2 protein-coding genes and 1 pseudogene are annotated in these 1,385 nt (G+C 61.5%); all 3 read right to left on the reverse strand.

All coding sequences use genetic code 11. The features are described from left to right. Positions 1-215, reverse strand: a 215-nt coding sequence (locus E3T46_RS18295) for a hypothetical protein (protein ID WP_206751477.1), incomplete at its 3' end; no start/stop codon positions are given. Beyond that, positions 212-454 (reverse strand): hypothetical protein, encoded by a 243-nt coding sequence (locus E3T46_RS05405; RefSeq protein ID WP_134577750.1) that lies wholly within the window; start codon positions 452-454, stop codon positions 212-214. The genes E3T46_RS18295 and E3T46_RS05405, both read right to left, overlap by 4 nt. A gap of 33 nt (positions 455-487) precedes the next feature. Next, positions 488-974, reverse strand: a pseudogene (locus tag E3T46_RS05410) (recombinase family protein); the annotation flags it as partial. Positions 975-1,385 lie beyond the last annotated feature (411 nt).

Below are 1,385 nucleotides of genomic sequence, written 5' to 3' on the forward strand. Positions count from 1 at the left end.
TCGCGCGACGACGGCCGTGAGGAGTAGATTTTCTGAAAGCGACGAAAAGTTGGCGCCCGGATCCCGAAGCCACCTCTTCGTAATGCCACAAATCCGCGTTGTTCGGTGGCCGGGAATGCGGTGCGGCTGCGACGTGCTTTGTCCCTCCGCCGCGACAGGTTCCTGCTGGTGAGGTCGCCGTCGCGGAAGGGACCGTTGCTCATGTAGAGGATCACGGCAGCGTGATGGTGCCAATGGTTGATCCACCACGACGACGCAGTGCCGGCGTCGCCGCCCGCACGCTGGCATCGGCCGCGGCGGGCAGATCGTCATCGGCCAACGCTGACGCCATGCGTTGCGCGGTTGCGTAGACGCTGCCTTTGTCGAAGGCTATGCGGGGACGTTCGGACGCCTCAGATGACTCGGCGGTGAGGTCCAGTGCCCACGTTCGGCGATAGAACGCTGCTTGAGACATTCCAAGATCGCGGGCAACCGTTGTTGCGATCTATCCACCGTCGATGAGCCGACGGGCGTTGCGAATTTGGCTGTCGGTGATGAGCCGCGAGCGGCCGCCTAAATCCTTGCCGGCTTCGCGGCGTTTGTTGATGGAGTCGACGACACGCTTTCGCTTGATTTCGTGTTCCATGTGCCCGAGCGTTGCCATGATCGTGAACAGCATGGACCCCATCGGTGTCGCCACCGCCGCGGTTCAGTATGCGCAGGCCGGCACCGCGGCCGCGAAGCTCTTCAGCGAACGCGAGCATGTTCTGCGTTGACCGGCCCAGCCGGTCCAGGGTCGTGATGACGAGAGTGTCGCCATCCTCGAGAGCGTCGAGCGCGCGATCGAAGTAAAGCCGTGATGCTCGAGCGCCGGAGATCTCATGGTCGACGTAAAGGTCGTTGCGCCGGACGCCAGCGGCGAGGATGTCGATCTGTTGCCGGTCGGTGGACTGCTGTCGCGTGGATACGCGCGCGTAGCCGATCAGTTTCGTCAATTCTGCTCCCGGGGCGTCTCATAACCAATGGTGACTACCGCAATTCAACCAGGAGGTTATGCGACATAGTTATGAGAATCAGCGCGCCGCAAGATTCCGGCGAACGCGGAGGGATCCAAGACATGGGCGTGAGACGTCTCGTATCCCTAGGGTTACAAGACAGCCTGAACGGGCGAAACCTTGTCGCGTTAGAGGCACCTGAGCGCGAAACCTCAACGGGCAGGTCAAACGGGCACCTCCCCCCCAAGCGCGATGCGGAGCCCAGCTGTCGCGGGGGAGTGTCCGTAGGGGGTCGGCGAATTCAACCGGTCGTCGCAACACTCTATTTTTGTGAGGTGTTGTACGTGTGGTCGAAGTTTGAACTGGTTGAGAAGCAGGCGCGGTTTTGGGTGTTGATGGCTCAAGGCTCGA

Origin of the sequence: Cryobacterium sp. Hh11 (assembly GCF_004404045.1) — a bacterium.
GTDB lineage: Bacteria > Actinomycetota > Actinomycetes > Actinomycetales > Microbacteriaceae > Cryobacterium > Cryobacterium levicorallinum.